The sequence below is a fragment of the Nitrosospira multiformis genome (assembly GCF_003050865.1).
Taxonomy (GTDB): domain Bacteria; phylum Pseudomonadota; class Gammaproteobacteria; order Burkholderiales; family Nitrosomonadaceae; genus Nitrosospira; species Nitrosospira multiformis_E.
Genome location: NZ_QAOK01000003.1, coordinates 132,411 through 153,109 on the forward strand (window position 1 = coordinate 132,411; position 20,699 = coordinate 153,109).

The 20,699-nt window shown below is 54.7% G+C and carries 17 protein-coding genes; 1 reads left to right on the plus strand and 16 read right to left on the minus strand.

The genetic code is table 11. The features are described 5' to 3' along the window. Positions 1-97 precede the first annotated feature (97 nt). From C8R21_RS02855 to C8R21_RS02875, 5 genes are all read right to left on the minus strand, one after another. Complete coding sequence (locus C8R21_RS02855) at positions 98-1,282, minus strand: BaiN/RdsA family NAD(P)/FAD-dependent oxidoreductase (protein WP_107761349.1); 1,185 nt, start codon at positions 1,280-1,282, stop codon at positions 98-100. Between the two features lie 34 nt (positions 1,283-1,316). Then, positions 1,317-1,958, minus strand: a complete 642-nt coding sequence (locus C8R21_RS02860; protein WP_107761350.1) for a class I SAM-dependent methyltransferase — start codon at positions 1,956-1,958, stop codon at positions 1,317-1,319. 73 nt (positions 1,959-2,031) lie between these two features. Next, positions 2,032-2,790, minus strand: a complete 759-nt coding sequence (locus tag C8R21_RS02865) for an HvfC family RiPP maturation protein (protein WP_107761403.1) — start codon at positions 2,788-2,790, stop codon at positions 2,032-2,034. Then, on the minus strand, positions 2,771-3,625 hold the full coding sequence (locus C8R21_RS02870) for an HvfB family MNIO-type RiPP peptide maturase (protein WP_107761351.1): 855 nt from the start codon (positions 3,623-3,625) through the stop codon (positions 2,771-2,773). Before C8R21_RS02870 ends, C8R21_RS02865 begins: the two co-directional genes overlap by 20 nt. A gap of 6 nt (positions 3,626-3,631) precedes the next feature. Further along, positions 3,632-4,045 carry a hypothetical protein gene (locus C8R21_RS02875; protein WP_107761352.1) on the minus strand — a complete coding sequence of 138 codons (414 nt, stop codon included), beginning with the start codon at positions 4,043-4,045 and terminating at the stop codon, positions 3,632-3,634. Between the two features lie 446 nt (positions 4,046-4,491). On the opposite strand from C8R21_RS02875, the gene dksA reads away from it, so the two are divergent. After that, positions 4,492-4,914 (plus strand): RNA polymerase-binding protein DksA, encoded by a 423-nt coding sequence (gene dksA, locus C8R21_RS02885; protein WP_074975841.1) that lies wholly within the window; start codon positions 4,492-4,494, stop codon positions 4,912-4,914. A 237-nt stretch (positions 4,915-5,151) separates the two neighbouring features. On the opposite strand, the gene pnp is transcribed toward dksA, so the two are convergent. The 11 genes from pnp to trpD all read right to left on the minus strand — a co-directional run bounded on the left by pnp (position 5,152) and on the right by trpD (position 20,643). After that, on the minus strand, positions 5,152-7,257 hold the full coding sequence (gene pnp / locus C8R21_RS02890; RefSeq protein ID WP_107761354.1) for a polyribonucleotide nucleotidyltransferase: 2,106 nt from the start codon (positions 7,255-7,257) through the stop codon (positions 5,152-5,154). Between the two features lie 144 nt (positions 7,258-7,401). Next, entirely contained in the window at positions 7,402-7,671 is a 270-nt protein-coding gene (rpsO, locus tag C8R21_RS02895) for a 30S ribosomal protein S15 (protein WP_107761355.1), read from the minus strand. A 61-nt stretch (positions 7,672-7,732) separates the two neighbouring features. After that, positions 7,733-8,515, minus strand: a complete 783-nt coding sequence (locus C8R21_RS02900) for a phosphorylase family protein (protein ID WP_258192216.1) — start codon at positions 8,513-8,515, stop codon at positions 7,733-7,735. Continuing rightward, on the minus strand, positions 8,467-10,428 hold the full coding sequence (gene shc / locus C8R21_RS02905) for a squalene--hopene cyclase (RefSeq protein WP_107761357.1): 1,962 nt from the start codon (positions 10,426-10,428) through the stop codon (positions 8,467-8,469). The genes C8R21_RS02900 and shc overlap by 49 nt, the downstream gene beginning before the upstream one ends. A 201-nt stretch (positions 10,429-10,629) precedes the next feature. Then, positions 10,630-11,400 (minus strand): MlaA family lipoprotein, encoded by a 771-nt coding sequence (locus C8R21_RS02910; protein ID WP_258192217.1) that lies wholly within the window; start codon positions 11,398-11,400, stop codon positions 10,630-10,632. A gap of 123 nt (positions 11,401-11,523) precedes the next feature. Continuing rightward, complete coding sequence (locus C8R21_RS02915; protein WP_107761359.1) at positions 11,524-14,196, minus strand: MMPL family transporter; 2,673 nt, start codon at positions 14,194-14,196, stop codon at positions 11,524-11,526. Positions 14,197-14,622: 426 nt separating this feature from the next. Continuing rightward, the gene (locus tag C8R21_RS02920) at positions 14,623-15,252 is read right to left on the minus strand and encodes an HpnM family protein (protein WP_107761360.1); all 630 of its coding nucleotides are present in this window, start codon (positions 15,250-15,252) and stop codon (positions 14,623-14,625) included. 338 nt (positions 15,253-15,590) lie between these two features. Further along, a complete protein-coding gene (gene hpnH, locus C8R21_RS02925; protein ID WP_107761361.1) occupies positions 15,591-16,700 on the minus strand; it encodes an adenosyl-hopene transferase HpnH in 1,110 nt (369 codons plus the stop codon). 511 nt (positions 16,701-17,211) lie between these two features. Then, positions 17,212-18,504, minus strand: coding sequence for a porin (locus tag C8R21_RS02930; RefSeq protein ID WP_107761362.1), 1,293 nt, complete (start codon positions 18,502-18,504; stop codon positions 17,212-17,214). Positions 18,505-18,757: 253 nt separating this feature from the next. After that, positions 18,758-19,591, minus strand: a complete 834-nt coding sequence (gene trpC, locus C8R21_RS02935; protein ID WP_107761363.1) for an indole-3-glycerol phosphate synthase TrpC — start codon at positions 19,589-19,591, stop codon at positions 18,758-18,760. Positions 19,592-19,593: 2 nt separating this feature from the next. Continuing rightward, complete coding sequence (gene trpD, locus C8R21_RS02940) at positions 19,594-20,643, minus strand: anthranilate phosphoribosyltransferase (protein WP_107761364.1); 1,050 nt, start codon at positions 20,641-20,643, stop codon at positions 19,594-19,596. Positions 20,644-20,699: the final 56 nt, after the last annotated feature.

The window sequence follows — 20,699 nt, forward strand, 5'->3', positions numbered from 1 at the left end:
CTGAAAGCTTCCCATTCTTCAGACAATCTATCTCCCCGTAAGAAAGAAAGATTATCTCTTTGCGATACAGATACCGCACTTCCGATAGAAGCTGCGGTTACACTGATTGCCCTGTCGCATAACCCGATGACCAGGCCCACTGGAAGTTGAAACCACCCAGTTGGCCCGTGACATCGACGACTTCCCCTACGAAATAAAGTCCGGATACTTTTTTCGATTCCATCGTTCTGGAAGAAAGCTCGGCAGTATCGATGCCTCCCAGTGTTACTTCCGCCTTTTTGTAGCCTGCGGTGCCGTTCGGGAAAACCTGCCAGGCATGCAATTGAGAGGCCAGTTGCCTCAAGCTCTTGTTGCCATACTCGTTTACAGGCGTTTCCGGAAGCGTACTCCTCATTGCGCTCAGCCACGCTTCTGCAAACCGTCGAGGCAGATGCTGCGCCAACAGATTGGACAGCAGCGCGCCGCTGTGCCTGCGATCGAGCAACCAACCAGGTGCATCCAGCTCAGGTAGCAGGTTGATATGGATCGGATCTCCCGGTCGCCAGTATGAGGAAATCTGGAGGATTGCGGGACCGCTCAGACCCCGATGCGTGATCAGCAGATTTTCTCGAAAACGGGCGCCGTTACAGCTCACTATTGTGTCGAGTGCAATGCCCGAGAGCCCTGAAAAAACGGACAACTGTTCCGGCGCAAAGGTCAGCGGTACCAGGGCGGGACGTAGCGGCGTAACGTTTATGCCGAACTGCTCTGCGATGCGATAGCCGAAAGGACTGGCGCCGATTTGCGGAATGGAAAGACCTCCGGTCGCGACTACCAGCGCATCTGTCATCACCTTGCCACAGCTGGTTTCCAATACGAATCCAGTATCGCCGAAACCCCGGTCTATGCGGCTTACCCCGCAGGACATTTGAAAGATGACTCCAGCGGCCTCGCATTCATTGCTCAGCATGTCAATGATTTGCCGCGAACCCTCATCGCAGAATAGCTGTCCCAGCTTTTTTTCGTGATAACGGATGCGATGCTTTTCCACCAGTTCTATGAAGTGGCAAGGAGTGAAGCGTGCCAGCGCGGATCGGCAAAAATGCGGATTCTGCGACAGAAAATTTTCCGGGGCAGTGTAACGATTCGTGAAATTACACCGGCCGCCTCCCGAGATGCGGATTTTTTCCGCCAGCTTGGTGGCATGATCCAGCAGCAGCACACTCCGTCCACGCTTTCCCGCTTCCATTGCGCACATCATGCCGGCTGCGCCAGCACCTATTACGACGACGTCTTTCTTCAATTGCGATGCTTACGGGGAAATGAGCCTTATGGGTTTACTGGCATTCTGTTGCAGCCTTGCGCCATACGCTGGCCAGCCAGGGTTGCTGCTCGCGTGGAAGACCTGCCGGGCGATAGTAATGGGCAAGCTCGACGAAACCTGCGCCGGACATATAGCGCCTCCAGCCGTCAATATCGTGATATACGCAATAACGCCCGTGATTCCAGCCCTCCTCGCTATTCCCGCGGGGATTGGAGCTGAACAGCACGCCGCCCGGTTTCAGCGTTGACCGCAGTTCTTTCAGCACTCGCGGCAGTTCACCACTCGGAACATGAAACAGGGAGGCATTCGCGAATATGCCATCAAAGTATTCTTCAGGCAGATCGAGCCGGAGGAAGTCCTGCTGCCATATCTCACAGCCACTATAGTCACGTGCCATTTGGACAAACCGCGTTGCCCCTTCCAGCCCGATCGCCACATGACCGAGATCGGCAAAAGACTTCAGGTCACGTCCGGGGCCACAGCCCAGATCCAGTATCTTGAAGGGCGGTGGACTTTCGATGTGTCGCAGCAATGCAGCGACATTTTGTCTGACATCGTGGTCTTTGGTACCCTCCCAGAACGCTTCGGCTCTTTCGTTGTAACTGTTCAGCGTAAGATGGGAGAGTTTTCCAAGATCCGATGAATCTGTTTTCACGGCAGCTTACACAAATAGGGTAAAAATCAGGCGGACATTCTGTCCTGTCTCGCGTGAGTCGAACGAAAAGCACTTACTTTCTGGCAACACCCAGCAATGCGCCGCGAGCCTGAAGATCAGTCATGATTTTCAACCCGCCCTGCATCACGGCTTCGGGTGAGGGATGCCTGCTTTCAGTCGTGATGATTTCAAGAGCGGCATGCCCCGTGTGCTCTTCCAGCGCAAGCAGATCTATCAGACGCGCAGTAAAGGCGTTGATTTCTGAAAATTGAATCTCGTCATCCGCGTCACGAAACAGCAACAGGTAAGTTTTTGCCTGGGCGATGCGAGTGCGTGGACGGATGTGATGGACTGGCCAGTGATAGCAAAGGTTGGCAAGCACGGGATTCAAAAGAGGTCTTCCCTCAAGCAGATTACCGGCGATATCGATCGTCTTCCAATCAGGCATGCCCGTCGATGTGGACAATGCCAGTTCCATCCATTCGTAGTGCGCGAACTCCAGGAGGAACTCCGGGTAGTTTTGAGGGATGGTGCCTTCATTCGCCAGAAATTCAATAAACTCACCGGCTATCTGATGAAAAAGGGGAGAACGGCTACGGTGCGCAATGAGAAAGGCGCGCACCAGCCTCGACCATCGACGCGACCCCAGCACATCTCGGGTCACCGGGAAGCATCTGAGAAGAAAGCCGTCGAGATTCTCGTAAACCAGTCTGCTGTATATGCGCATTCGCCGCGCGTCGATTCCAGATGGAACAGGCTTTGCTCCGGGATTGCGAAGGTGCGCAGTAAAGGCGTACTGGAAGCGCTGAAATTCAGGAAGCTGAACAGACATCGCCTGAATGCGCATGCCGCGCCTGGATCAGTGCGATGCGTTGCACTTCCTGCATCAACTGGTCGAGCGGAGGAATATTGAAGTCACGCTCGAGCAAAGTCGGCGCAACACCGTGCATGCCGTAAGTTTGATCCAGCAGCGACCATACCGGATCGATTACATCGGCGCCGTGAGTGTCGATGATCAGATTCTCCGCCTCCTTATGATGCCCGGCCATGTGCATATACACGATGCGACCGGAAGGCAGGGCACGGATGAAGTCCACGGGATCGTAGTCGTGGTTAATGCTGTTGACGTAAACGTTATTGACATCGAGATGAAGATCACAGTCCGCCTCCAGCAACACAGCCTGGATAAAGTCCAATTCACTCATATCGGTGATAGGCGAAGCGACATAAAACGATGCATTTTCCAATGCAATACGCCGCTCGAGAATATCCTGTGCACGGCGAACGCGTTCAGCGACATATTTTACCGCTTCCTCCGTAAAAGGGATCGGGAGCAGATCGTACAGGTGACCATCGTCAGAGCAGTAGGAAAGATGTTCCGTATAAAGAAGTACCCGGTGCTGATCGAGGAAGTGGCGAATCTTTTGCAACAGCACTTCATCCAGGGGAGCAGGACCGCCGATTGAAAGGGAAAGGCCATGGCAGACAAAAGGATAGCGCTCGGTAAAAAAACGCAGATCCCGTGCCGCGCCTCCACCAAGGTCGATCCAGTTCTCGGGAGCGATCTCGAAAAAATCGATGGCGTCGGGGACACCACTTTTCAGCGCAGGAATGAGCTCCCGCCGGAAGCCCAGCCCCACGCGGGCGAGGCGTGGGAACTGTTGCATGTCCAGTTATTTCTTCATCTGGCCATGAGATGCTGCTGTTCCGCCACCGGACCTGCTTTTTGCAAAGCTGTCCGCTTCCGCCGGGTCGACGGCTCCATCCTTATTTGCGTCAATCTTGTCGAAGATGTCTTCGTGATGCTTGATAAATTCTTCCTTGGTCACTTTATTATCTTTATTCTTGTCCGCCAGCGACATGCCGCAATTTCCCTCTGTCGCTTTTGCGCCCGCCCCATATTTGCTGGGATCCACCCTGTCGGCGTAAGCCACTACATAACGCTCGTTTAACGACTGCATGACGAAAGGATTGCTTGCCTTGCTGTCCGCCTCACTGTCGCCCGCGAAAACAATGGGAGAGGCGCCAAGGCCGGTAACAAGGACCGACCCTATGACCGCGGAAATCCTGGATTTTTTGTCTTGCACAGTTAGTTCTCCTTGAATCTGGAAAAAATATTATGTCACAGTTTGACAGGAACGGGAGCCGATTCCGCTGATTCCGCAGCGATCGGGAACAGGAAATTCTCCCGGAGAGGCTTGCAGCAAAATAACGTATTTATTTCTTGCGGGGGTATTCAAGGACTAAAAATTCTGCAAGAATTCGTGCTGCCCCATGTGTCCCCCTATATGTTCCACAGGGAGTTGAACGTGAAGAGGCTGCGGTTTTGTCATGAACAGGAGGATGAGAGCCTGGTTCTTAAGCTAAACTGTGGGATTTCCGTTCCTGGCGAAACCTTGACAAGTTTCTGCCAACCGTATTGCTCTCAGAACGCATCAACTGAACCGGAGATGAGTTATCTGTATAATGGGTTGTTTTTAAATAGCAGTTGCATTGTTACACGTCACCCAGCAATGGAAAGGAAATACTGACTATGCCGCAAGAAATGTATAAACAAGCCACTCCCTACATACCCTCGAAGGGAGAAAGCTACATGAGTTCCAAGCAGCTTATGCATTTCCGCAATATTCTGGAAGGCATCAAGTTTGAATTGGGACAGGATATCGATCGCACGGTTCACACTATGCAGGACGAAGCCACAATATTTGCTGATCCTAACGACCGCGCCAGCCAGGAGTCGGACATGGCGCTTGAATTAAGAAATCGTGACCGTGAACGCAAGCTGATCAAGAAGATAGATGAAACGATCTCAAAAATAGATACTGGAGATTACGGTTATTGCGAAAGCTGCGGTGTGGAAATCGGTTTAAAGCGCCTTGAAGCCCGCCCCACCGCCACACTCTGCATCGACTGCAAGACTCTGGATGAAATAAGGGAAAAGCAAGTCGCGAAATAAACATCTGCCTGCTTTTCACTTAGATTCTGCAGGCAACCACGTACTTCATTGACTTCCCGGAATAAAAGCCCCATCGACAGGAGGCACTTATTCCGGGAAGTCAGCTAACTGAGCTGACTTCAAAAAACGGAAGATACGGGAGACAGGAGATAGGGCAGGGATAAGAGGACAAGGAACTGCATCGAGAAAGTGGCGCAGTTCTGCTCCTTGTGGAAAATTCTTCTCTCTGTTCTGCCATCAGGTGGTCGCGTTGTCCGCCACATCGGAGGCAACCGCTTTCATGCTGAGACGCAACCTTCCCTTGTCGTCAGCTTCCAGGACCTTCACCCGAACCACTTGTCCTTCCTTGAGGTGGTCCCCAACATTGTTTACGCGCTCATTGGCGATTTGCGAGATATGCAGCAGGCCGTCCTTGCCCGGAAGTACGCTGACAATGGCGCCAAAATCCAGAAGCTTCAGCACTGTTCCGTCGTATACCCGCCCCACTTCAACCTCGGCCGTGATGTCTTCGATGCGCTTTCTCGCCAGCTCGCCACCCTCCGCGTTGACACATGCGATCATAACATTGCCATCGTCCGTAATATCGATGGTGGTGCCCGTCTCTTCAGTAAGCGCACGGATCACTGCGCCCCCTTTTCCTATGACGTCCCGTATTTTCTCGGGGTTGATTCTGATCTTGATGATACGGGGAGCATGTTCCGAGATATCCTCGCGCCTGGCCGGCAACGCCTCCTTCATGATCGCGAGAATATGGATCCGCCCTTCCCTTGCCTGAACCAGGGCAGCATGCAGGATCTCTTTGGTGATCCCCTGAATCTTGATATCCATCTGCAGGGCGGTAATGCCATTTTCGGTACCCGCCACCTTGAAATCCATGTCGCCCAGGTGATCTTCATCACCCAGAATATCAGTGAGCACGGCAAACCGGTTGCCTTCCTTGATGAGCCCCATGGCAATACCCGCCACATGTCCCTTCAGGGGTACGCCGGCATCCATCAATGCCAGGCAGCCGCCGCAAACGGATGCCATGGAACTGGAGCCATTGGATTCGGTAATTTCAGAAACCACACGAAGCGAATAGCCAAACTCTTCCGGGGAAGGCAGAATTGCAACCAGGGCCCGTTTTGCCAGCCGTCCGTGCCCGATTTCACGCCGCTTGGGTGTTCCAACCCGTCCCGTCTCTCCGGTGGCATAGGGAGGCATGTTGTAGTGAAGCATGAAACGCTCGGAGTAATCTCCCTGGAGAGCATCGATTTTCTGCTCATCGCGACCGGTCCCCAGCGTTGCAACTACCAGGGCCTGGGTTTCTCCGCGGGTAAATAATGCCGAACCATGGGTCCGCGGCAGAAGGCCGGTACGGATCGTTATTGGCCTGACGGTGCGAGTATCGCGCCCATCGATGCGCGGTTCGCCGTCCAGAATCTGCGAGCGCACGATTCTCGATTCCAGCGCAAAACAAGCCTCCTTCACCGCCTGGGCATCAGGACCTTCCTCGTTCTCGACGCCGAGTTCGGTAAAGACTTTTGTCCAGATGCTGTCTATGGTCTCGGACCTTACCTGCTTCTGCTTCTGGCGGAAAGCGGCACGCAGATCATTCTCCGCCAGTTCCGCAATTTTAATGGCCAGTGCAGGGTCTCTTGCAGGTGGTTCCCAATCCCATGCGGTCACGCCCGCCTCATCCGCCAGTTCATTGATCGCGTCGATGACAATCTGCATTTGCTGATGACCATAAACGATGGCGCCCAGCATGACATCCTCCGACAGCTCCATCGCATCGGATTCTACCATCAGCACAGCCTGCCGTGTGCCAGCCACGATCAGATTCAGTTGTGTCTGCTTCAGGGCGCTGGTATCGGGATTCAATATATATTCGCCATTGATGTAGCCAATCCGCGCGGCGCCAATAGGTCCGTTGAACGGGATGCCTGAGAGCACCAGCGCGGCAGATGCGCCCAGCATGGCGGGAATATCGGCATCTACTTCGTTATCGGAAGACAGGACGGTGGCTACCACCTGCACTTCGTTGTAGAAATTTTCAGGAAAAAGGGGACGGATCGGGCGATCGATCAGACGGGAGGTAAGAATTTCCTTTTCGGAGGGGCGGCCTTCACGTTTGAAAAAACTGCCGGGTATCCGGCCAGCCGCGTAGCTCCTTTCCTGATAGTCTACCGTCAGGGGGAAAAAATCCTGCCCCTGCTTGGCGCTTTTTGCACCTACCACGGTAACCAGGACGACGGTATCGCCCATGCTAACCATAATGGCGGCATGTGCCTGCCTTGCTATTTCTCCGGTTTCGAATGTTAGTTGATGAGATCCGTACGTAACACTTTTCTTGATTTTCAATTAACTGCCCTTTTCGATTAAATCATCCCGGCTTCGCTTCCAGGCACCACAGCTTTGGTCGCGCAACCGATACAAGCGGAATCCATTCCGGTGCTCAAGGAAGCAATAGGTTATTCCGCTGCTATCTCAATCGGGGATTTACTTTTATTTACGCAGGCCGAGCCGTTCTATCAGCGCCCGGTAGCTCTCCACACTGTGCTGCTTCAAATAATCGAGCAGCTTGCGCCGACGGCTTACCATCCGCAGCAAACCGCGGCGAGAGTGATGATCCTTGACATGCGCTTTGAAATGACCGGCCAGATCGTTGATACGGGCGGTCAGTAACGCGACCTGCACTTCGGGAGAACCCGTATCTCCCGCAGCCCGTTGATAATCGCGCACCACCTGTGCTTTTTGATCGGTTGTGACTGCCATGCTATTCTCCATTACGCCTGATGCGAAAGGGCGACATTTTACTCTTTAACAGGGTGAATTCTCAAGACATTATTGGAAAGGATGCAGGCGAACGAATGGCACGCATTTCCGCATCGGCATATCGTACCACCGTCGACAAGGTAGAGCGCGCGGCACGCGCGTCCGATGCCAGCCGCAGCAGTGTGCCGAGGGTCAGCGAGCGCTTCAGTAACAGCCCCAGCAGACGAACCAGGTGAGGACTTCCGTCCGGCCGTACTGCCTCAAGCAGAACACTGGGGGGCGAGAAGTCGAGGGGGTCTGAAATAGCGCGTACCGCCATGAATGGCAAGCCGGCATTCGCGGCAACTTCGGCAACTGCGCCGCTTTCCATGTCTACTGCCTTCGCGCCGGTGGATTCGGCCAGGTCGCGTTTTGCAGAAGTGGAGGTAAGCACCTTGCTGCTGGCAGCCAGGATGCCGCCTGTCACATTCAGGTGATCGGGCAGGCATCGCTGCAAGCGAGCGCGCCAATCCAAATCAACCGGCAGGAGACAGTCGCCCGTATGGATCGATTCAGGCAGCATCAGCCCTCCAGAATTCAGGCCGGAATGCAATGCGCCCGCAAAGCCGAAGCTCATCAGCGCAGTGGCCCCTGCTGTCCTCAGTCCGGTTGCGGCTGCGCCGGCTGCCTCTGCCCCCACCCCACAAAGCCAGATAGCAGCGCCATTCCCGAGATCTGTCCTTTGATTGAAGAAGAGGCGCAATGGCGTTATGCAACGCGCCTCCACCCGCATGGCGATAATGATGCCGACCCCCGTCACGCAGGGGGCTTCCGGTTCAATGCATGAAATCGGGTCAATGCCCATACCGGGAAATATTTCGTATACCCGTAGTACTTGAGGTAGAAAACCCGCGGGAAGCCGGGAGCGGTGAACCAGGGCTCATGCCAAAGCCCGTCGCTGCCCTGTTCCCGCAACAGGTAGGCAATTCCCCGGTGAACCTCATGACTGCGCCATTCGCCGACTCCCATCAGTGCGAGCAGTGCCCATGCGGTATGAAAAGAAGTACTGGTATGAAACTGGCCTGCCTGCTGGGGGGAAAGGTAGCTGTCGTTACTTTCCCCCCATCCTCCATCCTCCCGCTGCACGGATTTGAGCCAGTGCACCGCACGCCGGATGGCAGGATGACCGGTATCTATCCCGGCCAGACGGAAGGCCTCCAGCACGGACCACGTTCCATAGATATAATTGCTGCCCCAGCGGCCGAACCAGGCGCCACTGGCCTCCTGTTCATTGAAGAGGTATGCCAGGCTCCGTTCCAGCGCCTGTTTATGCCTGGACTGGCCGTACAAGGCGAGAAAACCTGCACAACGGGCGGAAACATCACTGGTCGGAGGATCAAGGAGCGCTCCATGATCGGCAAACGGAATCTCGTTGAGATAGTAATACGTATTGTCGCTGTCGAAAGCCGCAAACCCGCCATTGCTGGACTGCATCCCTGCCAGCCAGTCGGCAGCCCGGCTGATGCTTTCCTGATAAGCCTTGGGGTCGGCCTGGTACAGCGCCCAGGCCACCGCAGCCGTGTCGTCAAGATCGGGATAGTGAGGATTCGTGTACTGGAAAGCCCAGCCACCTCCCGGCAATTCGGGATGATCTTCCTGCCAGTCCGCCGGAGCATCGAGCACCTGGCAGGGAACCAGCCAGTCGAGCGCTTTCCGGATAGGCTTCTGATCGACCTCCGTATCCTCCTGAAAGGCGAGACAGGTCAGGACGGTATCCCATACAGGGGAAACGCAGGGTTGGCACCAGGTACGCTCGCCCTCATCCACCAGCAGCAGGTGCAGCGCCTTGCGGCATTGCACCCGTGCGGGATGATCATACGGGTATCCAAGCAATGCCAGAGCTTCGCTGGCATTCACCATGGCAGGAAAGATCGCCCCCAGCCCTGAGTCGCCGTTCAGCCTTTCCACGATCCAGCTTTCCGCCCGCCGCAGCGCTAATCTGCGCACCCCTTTGGGTATGAATGGTTCGAGCAGGGAGAGAGTGCGTTCGATCAGCAGAAACATGCGATTGAGCGCAGTACGTACCGGAAAATAATTCCGCTCCTCCTCCGGGGGTACCGTGAACAATTCACGGATGGCGACTTTGCGCGGATTCGCCGCGCGCGCCCTCAGGCTGCAAAGGATAGACAGCGGAACCATTACTGTCCGCGACCAGTACGCGACCTTGCTGGTATGGAATGGGAACCACTTGGGGAACAGTATGATTTCCACCGGCACAAATGGCACCCCCCGCCAGGGAAGCTGGTCATACATGGCAAGCAGCAGGCGTGTAAATACGTTTGCTCTCGCTGCGCCGCCATGCTCCAGAATTGCTGCACGCGCACGCACCATGTGGGCCGCGTCGGGGGAGTCACCCGCAATCTTCAGGGCATAATAGGCCTTGACCGAACAGCTCAGGTCGAACTCACCGCCGTAGTAGAGGGGCCAGCCTCCGTGCGCCGCATCCTGTTTTTCACGAATAAAGCGGGCAATCCTGATCTCCAGGTCCAGGTCCACTTCATCCATGAAGTGCATCATCAGTATATACTCGGCGGGAATCGTGCAATCGGCCTCCAATGGAAAGCACCAGTGGCCATCTTCCTTCTGCTGGGCCAGCAGTGCATCGCGTGCCGCTTTCAGCCCCGCTTTCAGCGTTTTTTCGTCCATCGCGGGAGTATTGTTTGAGCTCGAGGATTGAGCTTCCAACGAAGTTCTCGCCATACCTCCGAATTTTTTCATGTACTTTTACCTAGCGCCTCTTTAAAGTTTCAGGAAGAACACATTGCAGGTGTGAATGTAATTATAAAACCCTTAAAAGCATGATTTTACTCGATTCGGCCCTGAAATCGCCACATTTCGAGATTCACGCAAGAATGTTTATTGCAGATGCAGCGTCCGCTGGACGAATGTGGAAACAGCAGTTGAGATTTGATTAAAGTCTCATCTCAACGGCTCGGACGTCGCCTCGTTCTGTACGGAACCCTCATCTGCGAATTCGTCCAGGCTCTCCGGCGGCGGGTCGCCATCATAGATCAAATGCTTGCGCTGCTGTAGAAAACCTTCGCGAACAAAAAGATAAGGGTCCAGCGCGGCTTGGTCCCGAATACGCATGGGGCCGGACAACCGCGCCCGCCTGTCGATGATACTTAAAACCGTGATTGGAGCTACAACTGCACTGCTGGCGACAGTACCCGCATAAAACAAAAGGTTGCTGAAAACGCTCACAGGAATGCCGGGCGCATCGCGATAGCTGCTGGGGCCGATCAGAGGGACAAAAAGGTAGGAGCCGGCATCAACACCCCACACACCGAGTGTCTGACCGAAATCTTCATCATGCTGTGGCAACCCCATGGGGCCTGCCATGTCGAAGAGCCCACCCAGACCGATGGTCGAATTGACCGCAAAGCGAAGGGTGTCCTGGAATCCCTGCCGTACTTTACCTTGCAGGAAATCATTCAGAATAACATTGGGGTATGCTAGGTTGTCGTAGAAATTGCCGATCGAACGCTGCAGGGGGTCGGGCACATGCTTTATATAGGCATCCGCAACCGGCGCCAGAACGGCGCGGTCCACCTTGTCGGTAAAATTGTAAAACTGCCGATTGGCTCTTTCATTCGGATCGACCGTATCGATGTCCGCATCGTTCTTATGCAGCGTCGAGCAACCGGTAAACAGTGAGATGCATGCCAACAACAGGAAGGAAGTTCGCATATTTTCCACCATCCGTAAAGGGAAGGCTATGTCCCTGTTAATCTGTCCGTCAGAATCAGAATCCGCATGGAATGGGAATGCCCACAAACTGCTACAGGTGCGAAGTATACAATTATTGCCGGACTAGCGCACAAATTGGGCCTTTGGCCCTGCGGCCGGCGCGCGCAGCAGTGCGGGCAGTATCACCAGCGTACAGATAAGCGTAAAAGCCAGCCCCACGGTAAGCATTATTCCCATACTCGCAGTACCCCTGTGCGACGAGAACATCAGGCTTGCGAAATCCACCAGCGCCGTCAGCGCGCTATAGAAGATCGCACGCGCAGTGCTGGTGTAGATCAGAATCTCGCTTACCAGCTCATTGTTCAGGCTGCGGTGCACCATATGCAGGCTGCTATCGATCCCCAGGCCAAGCAAAAGCGGGAGAGCAATGATATTGGCAAAATTGAACGGAACATCCAGAAGGACTGTGAACGCAGCGGTAAACAGGCTGGACAGCAGCAGCGGGAGCAGGACCAGCAGCATGTACTTTACACTGCGCAACAACATCAGCAGGGCGACGATAATTCCAGCGAGTGCAAGCAAAAATGCCTGTACGAATGCGCGCACTACCGCCTCGCCTGCTTCAAGGGTCACCACTGGCGCTCCCGTCACCTCGGGCGCCACTTTCTGCACGCTTCGCACGAAGCGTCGCAATGCATCATTGTCATTCAGGTCTTCTGACGGATAAATTGCCAGGCGATATTCGCCTGACTGGGCATGCCAGCGGCTGCTCAATGATGCCGGCAGATCCTGCTCGCCAAACAGGCTGGCCTCCGTCGCGGTGCGCAGGTTCTCCAGCGCGGCAGGCAATGTAACCAGCAGATCTCCCTTCACGGACCGCAGCAAGGCGTCCTGCTCGGCAGGGCTGGCTGTATCCAGCTGTTCAAACAGGGAACTCAGGGATGACCTGAGCTTGCGTGCGGCCGGCACTGCCGCATGCTCCGGGCGCGCGACAATAAAACTATCCAGTGCGGCGGCCAATGCGTCGAGCGCCTCACGCTGTTTCCGGATGGAACTGTCCACGCGGCGATCCTGCGCCACCATCTCGATCGGTCCCACTGTCAACGCCATTTCCTCGATGAGTTGCAGCTTTTCTTCCTGATCCGCCGGCACGAAATCGGGAAGGCTGACCACCTTCTCCACCTCGGGAAGCTTGCTCAATGCGTGCGTCAGACGCGCCAGTTCTTTCTGGTCTTCTGCCAGCGCAACGGAATGCCACGGCGAAAGATCGGGCTCTGCAAGGAGTTGACGAAAGGCCTGTATCGCTTTTCCTTTCTGATCCTGCAAATTCAGGAGATTGTAGTCGAACCGCACTTGGGGCAGCAGAAGAAGAGCGCCAATCGACGCGGCAAGCGTGACGGCATAGGTCAGCCTGTGCCATTTCAGGGATAACTCCAGCACTCTGCCAACCGACGCTTTCGGCGGAACGATTGCTTTGGCTTCGCGCCGGGTTGGAAGGTAGCGCAACAGGGCAGGCGCAACCGTAAGAGTTACCAGAAGGCTGATAATCATGCCTGTGCCGGAAATTAACCCCAATTCCGCCACGCCGCTGTAATCCGTAGGGATGAACGCGTAGAAGCCGATTGCGTTAGTGATGGTGCAAGCGGTAAGGGCGGCACCCGCATCCCCGCCAGAAACATGCAGGGCCTCGGTAGACGGGTTGCCGCTTTCCAGAACTTCGCGATAGCGCAGCAGAAAGTGAATTGCGAAGTCGGCGCCCAGACCGATGTACAACACGGCAAACGCAATGGAGATCAGGTTGACATGTCCCACTGCGACGGTAGCAAATGTCGCCGTTAGAACCAGGCCCATGGCGAGACACACCAGTACGTTGATGATCAACCCGGCCGCCCGCATCGCAAAATAAAGAACCACAGCGACCAGGATGAAGGTAATTATTCCCGCGTATTCCATACCGAGCAGCGAGCTGCTCAGTTCGTCATGCGATAACGCCACTTCCCCGGTAATACGCAGGCGGACTGCTCCATCTTCCGTAATTCCGGCATCGCCTGCCGCAGCGGATAGCGCCTTGATGGCCTGCTCCCCGGGAAACATCTGATCATAATTGAGCTTCGGCTTGATCAGGATCAGTTCCCGGTATTTGCTTTTTTGCGGTTCGCCACTGAAGAGGGCTTGCCACGACAGCGCACGCGGTGACCCTTCCAGTCTCGCTCCCAGCGTGTCGCTCACTGCGCCCAGCACCGGGCTGAGCTCCATGACGCGGCCCTTCTGTAATTCCTCTACCGCCCCCTTCAGCACATCGGCGAAAGCCGCGAGGGTAGGGTTTCCGGCAATATGGGCCATCAAAGGCTGTGCTGCAGCGACGCGATCGGTTACCTGCTGCAGTTCCGGAACGCTTTCATAGAGCAGGCCATTGCGTGTGAAGAATTCGCCTCCCGTCGGGGGATAGACATCCTCGAAATTGAGAGTGTCTTTTTTCAGCCGCGCGGCAAGGCGTTCGGTTGCCTGATGGACCTGCTCAGGCGTCGGTGCTTCCAGCACTACCAGAAGCGTGTCGACATCCTGCGGAAATGTCTTGTTGTAGCGGGTGATATTGACACGAAACGGCAGATCCCTGGAGAGCATGTCGGTTGTGTCGGTATTGATGCCGAGATTGCGCGAGACGTAGACGCTGCATCCTGCGGAAATCAGCAGTGCTGCAAAAAGAACCCAGGCGCCATGACGATAGCAAACGGTGGTCCAAGCTGCAAAAATACGGTAAACGCGGCTTTCCAAATCGTTGTTTGTTGTGGTCATGCTTGGGAAGCAATGTCGGAGAATCGATCCGTGCTTAGAGGATGGTTTCGGGAGTTAGCAGCGAGGCAAAAAAGAATCCCGGGTCGTTGGCGAGACAAAATGCGAAAAGGGAAACCTGAAGTGGCGGTTTTTCCTCGGACCCATCAAGATGCCGTCATACCCGCGAAAGCGGGTACCCAGTTTTTTTCAATGCAATAATATTATAAATCAGTGATTTCCGCTTTCACGGAAATGACGATCAAGGTTTTTCCAGAAGGTTTCTGTCCCTTATTACAAAACCGCCCCCTTTTGCCCATGCAGTTCTCTGGATTGTCACTGATTTTACTCCGGATGAAGTGGGTACGGACTCGAAGTGCAGCGGGACAGGCGGTCGATGGAAAAAGCTGGAAAAGCTGGTTCAAAGATTTGTCGTGAGATTTGCAGTGCTCAGTCTTTTCCTGCCTGCTCGATCTTCTGCTTGAGCATGTCGACGAGCTTTGGAAAACCATCACGCTGAAGAATGGCACGATACTCGACACGCTTTAACGCCAGATCGCTGACACCGTCCGCCATAATATTCACTATACGCCACCCATCCTTTCCCTGCCGCAATATATAGTCGAACCGCACCGGTTCGCCGTTGGCCTGGATCAATTTGCTGCGTATCATTACCTGCTCGCGGGGCATGGATTGACGCTCGAGAAATTCAAACTGCTCGCCGTCGTATTCCTTGAACTGACCCGCGTAAGTAGCTATGCTGAGCTTGCGGAAAGTACCTGTAAAGGTTCGCTGCTGTTCAGCACTCAATTGCGTCCAGTTCGCTCCCAGCGAGGTACGTGCAATGAAGTCAAGATCATGGGTCTGATTGATGATGGGAGCCAGCAATTCATAGCGCCCCTCGTAGCCGAGATCCGGGCCCTCACGCATCGCCTTGATGAGCGCTTCCTGCAACTGTTCGACGACTTGCTCCGGCGTTCCCGGCTCCTGGGTTTGGCTCCAGGAGGAAGATGCCGCCAGAAGCATCAGTGTAATTATTTGAAGTTGCAGCAGTGACTTCAGTGCGCTCAGGATCTTCATGTTGATAATCTTATAGCAGTTTGTTCATGCACGTGACTGACAGGGGATTGCATCCGGCAACATTCGTTGCGATATCCGGCCATGCGGGTCTTGCGTCGAGCGAGCCGATAGTTTCCAATGTTTCGGAAATCCGACATCCCCATCGTGACGTTTCTATAATTACATCCACATCCCGAACCGCTTTAGCGGTTTTGCCGAGTATTTGATAGGATCGGACGGATCCGGCCATCATCCGATCGGACCCGCTCCCGGTAAAGTTGTCTCGGTCAAACCCAGCGCGCATTGACTTTTACGGTTGCTGATCAATGCAGTGTCGCCCGTTTCGGCAACGGGCAACGTTATCGCTCTATTTTGACCGGAATTCCTGCAAGCGTCACCGGGGTTTTCAGTTCCTCTCGCGCCCATTTCGGTGCAGGCTCCGCCACCATCGGTCCCGCTGTTTTCGGCCCCCTGATGGATGTGACAAGCGCTTTCAACGGATGCTGCAGCATATCTTCCACGGCCGTAGCTTCATAGCCGCAATGCGCCATGCATTGGGCGCACTTCGGATTGCTGCTATTGCCGTATTTATCCCACGGAGTATCATCCAGCAACTCCTGGAAGCTGGATGCATACCCTTCATCCGGAAGCAGATAGCAAGGCTTTTGCCAACCGAAAATGTTGCGTGTCGGATTTCCCCAGGGCGTGCATTGATAGTTCTGGTTGCCCGCGAGAAAATCGAGATAAAGCGACGAATGATTCAGCTTCCATTTACGGGTCTTGCCTATCTTGAAAATGTCCCTGAAGAGATTCTTGGTATCCTTCCCCTTAATGAAGATATCCTGCCTGGGAGCGCGCTCATAACTGAATCCGGGTGCGATCGTCGCGCCCTCGACCCCCAGCTCCATGGCATAGTCGAGAAACTCCGCAACATCTTCCGGCGTTTCGCCCTGAAACAAAGTGCAGTTGACGGTAACCCTGAATCCCTTTGCAACCGCCAGTTTTATAGCCTCGACCGCGCGGTCGAACACCCCGTCCTGACAGACAGAGGCGTCATGCCTTTCCTTCAGGCCATCCAGATGAATGGAAAAAGTCAAATAAGGCGAAGGGGTATAGTCGTCAATCTTCTTTTTCAACAAAAGCGCATTGGTGCACAGATAAACATATTTCCTGCGCGCAATGATGCCTCTGACGATCTCCGGCATTTCCTTATGTATCAACGGCTCCCCACCCGGGATGGAAACCATGGGGGCTCCACACTCATCGACCGCCTGCATGCATTCCTCATACGACATCCGCTTGTCCAGGATATGATCGGGATAATCGATCTTGCCGCAGCCGGCACAGGCCAGATTGCACCGGAACAGGGGTTCCAACATCAAGACCATAGGGTATTTTTTTACTCCTCCCAACTTTTGCTTGAGCAGATAAGTGCCGACAGCTATCTGTTGACGTAAAGGAACTCCCATGTATAAATCCTCCAAAAAACTTCCGTAAACTTTATTAATGTCAGGGTTGGGATCACCCTGATTTCTTCCTGTTGTTTTGCAGGTGCTGAAGTTGTCTGAAGTTGCAGCGGGACACTTCAATGCTGGTTCGTTTTTGCGAAATCTCGAAAAAAATGGTCTGGATTCGCCACTCGGAATATGGCAATCAGGCGATAAGCCTTGCTGAAACTACCTGTACTTTTCCCTTCTACTGCTTTCATCCTGTCTTTCGATCCGACAGTTACTTGTCATTCTTCTTGCCTGAATTGCTGTAACGTTTTGTCCTGTAAGCATGTTAACACGTATATTTCCCAAACTAAACTCACAACTCATCCAGGGTTAAACTGCACAGAGAACATAATTTGGCCCGACAAGGCTGCTCAGTGGCTGGTCAAGCGGGTTCGTCAGAAGTCGCGGTTCAATGCAATTGACATTTAATCGAAGATGGAAAAAAAGGGGCGCCGAAGCGCCCCTTTTTTCTGTTGAACAACAATCAGAAGTTGTGGCGAAGACCGATCGTGAAGGTTGAACGGTTAGCACCACCATTCACATAGTTAGGTGCTGTATATCCAACAGTTCCAAGAAGAGGGGCGCCCGCACCAGTAGCAATAAGGTTATTGGCTGCCGGTCCATTGGGGTTATCAAGATAAACATGTTGATAACCACCAAAAATGCTCGTCCGCTTGCTCAGGTTGTGAATCGCACCGACGGTAAAGCTGTCGGCCTTGCGCGCAGCCGCGGCATTCACGCCGCCAGCATGGGCTTTGGTCATACCGCCCTGCGCCACCAGCGTGGTGTTGCCCCATCTGTATTGAGCGCTGGCAAACCAGAGATTGCCGTCTCCGCCCCAGTTCATGGCGGAGTTGCATTGGCCGGAAACCAGCCCGGAATCGAGCGGATTCGCCGTCAGGGAGGCCGCGGTGCTACATGTGGCGGCCCCAAGCGCATTGTTGACGTCTTCATACTGACCGCTCAGCTTGAAGTTTTCCCAGGCCCAGGAAGCACCCACCCGCCATATCTCTTCGGTTCTGAGACCAAGGCTTTTCTGGATGCCGTTGGCATTATCCCGCGAATAGCCGCCGAAGATATCGAGACCCATGCCCATGAAATCCGCATGGTACTTGGCCGCTGCCTGTCCATCGAATTCACCATTTCGCCCACCGGTATTGCCATTGCTGCCCAGGCCGCCGGGAAGGAAGCCGGAAATGATGCTGCCACTTTGAAGCGGGTTGAGTGAATTGGCATCACCGGGCATCAAGATACCCGAGAAGGTGAACCCTTCGATGCTTGCGGAGTCATAACGAATGGCGCTGTTGACGAAAGTATTCGCACCAGAACCCATGCCATTAGCTGCACCGGACATGGTTCCACCGGCACCATTGGCTTGCAGGGTGGTGTAGGCGAACGGATCGATTGTCATACCCCCGGCGAAGTCCTTGAAGGGGGACTGGAGACGGCCAAACCTGATATCACCCCAGTGGCTGTGGGAGAGGCCGACCCACTGCTCGCGAGGCGTGGTGGCGGAACCAGAGCCGGTGTTAAGCCCGAATTCCAGGCGGGCATTTGCTTTCAGGCCATTGCCCAGATCTTCTGTGACCTGCAGACCCCAGCGGGAAGAGCGGGAATTGTCCTGGAGCGCCCCCTGGCTGGGCTGGCTGGCAAAATCAACGAGACTGTATTCAGCTTGTGCCCGACCAAAAAGCGTAACGTTTGTCCCCTGAGCGGATGCAACCACCGGGGCCGCGAGTGCACCGGCAACGGCCAGCGCAATCAGTTTCTTTTTCATATGGAAAATCTCCTTTAAAGTTGAAACGGTGGGGCCTCGCACCGACCCTATTTCGGTGGGAGTTTATTCCCGCTGCCTGGACCTCCCGAAAATGAGAGGGTTGAGAGATTGTGCCTAACGTAACAACGCCTAGCAAGGAAATAAAGAGAGTTTGGGAACTGGACAAGGATATGTGTTGCTTTTTTGCAACAAAAGCATGGGAACCTTCGGAATCCTGCGGGTCGGATACAACCCGGACGACTGATGAATTGCTCTATCCGAACAACCTCGCCAGCTCGGCTCCAGGATCATGAGCACGCATGAAGGCTTCGCCTACGAGGAAGATGCCTACTCCGTGCCGGCGCATCAGCGCAACATCGTCAGGTGTGAGTACCCCGCTTTCGGTGATGGTCATGCGATCTGGCGGAATACGGTCAAGCAGATGCAGGGTCGTATCCAGTCGGGTTTCAAACGTATACAGGTTGCGGTTATTGATCCCGATCAGGGGAGACGCCAACTCCAGCGCCAGCTCGAGTTCCGCACCATCATGAACCTCCACCAGCACGGCCATCCCGAGCGCATGAGCCAGCAACTCCAGCTTGCGCATTTCCACTACCGCTTCTTCCTTCTGCCGGTGGCTCCCGACCGAAATGAAAGGATCGCGGAAGGCGGCGACAATGATGAGGATGCAATCCGCCCCCATGAGCCGTGCTTCGGCGACCTGATATTCGTCCAGCATAAAATCCTTGCGCAGGACCGGCAGATCGCCGGCGCTTCTGGCCTGCTTCAGATATTCCGCGCTGCCACGGAAATATTGCTGGTCTGTCAGAACCGACAGGCAGGCCGCGCCATGCTGGGCATAGCTCACGGCGATAGCCGCGGGGTCGAACTGCTCGCGCAACACGCCCTTGCTGGGACTGGCCTTCTTTATTTCCGCAATGACGGCCGGCAATCCCAGGGCAAGCTTCTTGCGAAGCGCGCCAACGAAATCCCTTGGCGGCGGTAACGCCTCCGCCTGGCGAAGAAGCACGGCAAGAGAACCCTGCGCTTTCAATGCCGCAATCTCCTGTCGCTTTGTCGCCAGAATCTCCTGAAGAATATTAGCCATGATCAAACAAGAGAAATCTCACCCTGGTTCTGCCGGTTTGAGAATTCCACCAGCTCCTGCAATTTTTCCCTCGCAGCACCGCTTTCTATAACGGCATGCGCTTTTTTTACACCTTGCGCGAGCGACTCTGCGACACCTGCCACATAAATCGTCGCACCTGCATTCAGCAATACGATATCCCGCGGCGGCCCCGGCTGATTATTCAATACCGCTCTCAGCATCTCTGCCGACTGAGCGGTGCCATGCGCTTGTATTGTTTCAATGGCAGCTGTTTTCATGCCGAAATCTTCCGGCCTGACGGTATATTCGAGGACCTCTCCGTGCCTGAGTTCGCCTACCAGCGTCTCGCCAGCTATCGTGATCTCATCCAGCCCGCCCTGGGTGCTGGTGCCATGAACCACCATGACGTGACGGCTACCCAGACGATGCAAAACGCGGGTGATGATACCCACGAGATCGGGATGAAATACGCCCAGCAGTTGATTTTTTGCTCCGGCGGGATTGGTCAGCGGCCCGAGGATATTAAACAGGGTGCGCACCCCCAGCTCGCGCCGTACGGAGGCGGCATGTTTCATGGCATTGTGGAAATTGGGCGCGAACATGAAACCGAGACCGATTTCATTTATGCTCTCCGCTATTTGCGCCGATGTCTGGTCGAGGTTGAGCCCCAGTGCTTCGAGCACATCGGCACTTCCCGATTTGCTGGAAACAGAGCGTCCGCCATGTTTCGCCACCCGTGCGCCGGCAGCCGCGGCGACGAACGCAGCGGTGGTGGAAATGTTGAAAGTATGGGCACTATCCCCTCCTGTTCCGCATGTATCGACGAGGCGGTCATCCTGCACTTCCACGCGGGCGGCAAATTCGCGCATTACCTGTGCCGCAGCAGTGATCTCGCCTACGGTTTCCTTCTTCACACGCAACCCGGTGATAATCGCTGAAATCAGCGTGGGGGAGAGTTCTCCGCGCATGATCTGCCGCATGAGCGACAGCATTTCATCATGAAAGATTTCACGATGCTCGATGAGGCGTGTCAGTGCTTCCTGCGGACTCACAGTGGCCTGCTACTGAATGATACCGCCCCCGCAACTCTTTCAACCCTTTCACTGGG

What these genes read in the sequence shown, in the direction of transcription:
- shc (WP_107761357.1), bottom strand. Translation starts at nt 10,428, where the DNA reads ATGAAAAAATTCGGAGGTATGGCGAGAACTTCGTTGGAAGCTCAATCC.
- C8R21_RS02900 (WP_258192216.1), bottom strand. Translation starts at nt 8,515, where the DNA reads ATGGGCATTGACCCGATTTCATGCATTGAACCGGAAGCCCCCTGCGTG.
- rpsO (WP_107761355.1), bottom strand. Translation starts at nt 7,671, where the DNA reads ATGGCAGTCACAACCGATCAAAAAGCACAGGTGGTGCGCGATTATCAA.
- dksA (WP_074975841.1), top strand. Translation starts at nt 4,492, where the DNA reads ATGCCGCAAGAAATGTATAAACAAGCCACTCCCTACATACCCTCGAAG.
- C8R21_RS02930 (WP_107761362.1), bottom strand. Translation starts at nt 18,504, where the DNA reads ATGAAAAAGAAACTGATTGCGCTGGCCGTTGCCGGTGCACTCGCGGCC.
- C8R21_RS02910 (WP_258192217.1), bottom strand. Translation starts at nt 11,400, where the DNA reads ATGCGAACTTCCTTCCTGTTGTTGGCATGCATCTCACTGTTTACCGGT.
- C8R21_RS02865 (WP_107761403.1), bottom strand. Translation starts at nt 2,790, where the DNA reads ATGTCTGTTCAGCTTCCTGAATTTCAGCGCTTCCAGTACGCCTTTACT.
- C8R21_RS02920 (WP_107761360.1), bottom strand. Translation starts at nt 15,252, where the DNA reads ATGAAGATCCTGAGCGCACTGAAGTCACTGCTGCAACTTCAAATAATT.
- C8R21_RS02870 (WP_107761351.1), bottom strand. Translation starts at nt 3,625, where the DNA reads ATGCAACAGTTCCCACGCCTCGCCCGCGTGGGGCTGGGCTTCCGGCGG.
- C8R21_RS02915 (WP_107761359.1), bottom strand. Translation starts at nt 14,196, where the DNA reads ATGACCACAACAAACAACGATTTGGAAAGCCGCGTTTACCGTATTTTT.
- trpC (WP_107761363.1), bottom strand. Translation starts at nt 19,591, where the DNA reads ATGGCTAATATTCTTCAGGAGATTCTGGCGACAAAGCGACAGGAGATT.
- hpnH (WP_107761361.1), bottom strand. Translation starts at nt 16,700, where the DNA reads ATGGGAGTTCCTTTACGTCAACAGATAGCTGTCGGCACTTATCTGCTC.